At 35.5% G+C, this 922-nt stretch carries 1 protein-coding gene; it reads left to right on the forward strand.

Going from position 1 to position 922, the window contains the following annotated elements; all coding sequences use genetic code 11:
• Positions 1-844 (forward strand): hypothetical protein (locus B4W65_RS17070; RefSeq protein WP_205741326.1); only part of this gene is annotated, 844 nt, incomplete at its 5' end.
• Positions 845-922 lie beyond the last annotated feature (78 nt).

Raw genomic sequence — 922 nt, forward strand, 5'->3', positions numbered from 1 at the left:
CGTTGTGCTTCATGCAAAGAGAGATTCCTACATGAATAGAGATTGGATTAAAAAAATGAAAGAAACAGAGAGACTGAAATTAAGTTTCTGGCAGACAGTGAATCATTATTTCATAGTTGTGTACATACTATTGATTTCCATTTTCACATTAATAAGCGTATTTGAAAGTTATGTTACAAAGACTTATGATGGTGTTCGGAGCGCTGAAGAATTATTGAGATTTTCATTGCCATGGATAATACCAGCAATTGCTTTTTTATTCATTCAGAAATACCGACTGAGGTTTAAGAAAGTGACGATTGACTATACTGACGAGGAATTTAAAGAAGCGGTTGAGAGGACTGTAAAAGAATTGGAATGGACGATTGATAAAAATAATAAAACATATTTAAGAGCATATAGACAGTGGAATTGGACTGGAAGTTGGGGCGAAATGATTACAATAATCAGATTAAAGAACGGATTTTTAACCAATAGTATTTGTGACCCAGACAAATGGTCTTCTGTTGCATCATTTGGCTGGAATCGTAAGAATATTCGAACTTTTGTTAAAAATCTCAATGATGTTAAAAATGATATTCCAATTCAAGTGATTGAGGAAAAACAAGAAAACGAATGGACTTTAAAACGGATTGGGATTAGATTTTTAATGTATCCTCTTTCTGCCATAATAATTACAGCAGGACTAATTGCGATATACAGTTCAACGATTCGAGGAATGATTGCAGGTATTGCGGTTATTTCATTTGTTTCGATTTGGATTTATGCAGACGTTAAACTGATTATGAAACAGAAAAATGCACGAAAGCACAACACGCAATATAGCCAATGGCGGGGGAAGTAGAAACTTGGAACATTCTGCCCCGCATGAAGTTTTGTAACGGTGGATAGGAACGTAGCCCGCAAACCGCCACTGGCCATA

The organism is Geofilum rhodophaeum (genome assembly GCF_002210225.1).
Lineage (GTDB): Bacteria > Bacteroidota > Bacteroidia > Bacteroidales > Marinilabiliaceae > Geofilum > Geofilum rhodophaeum.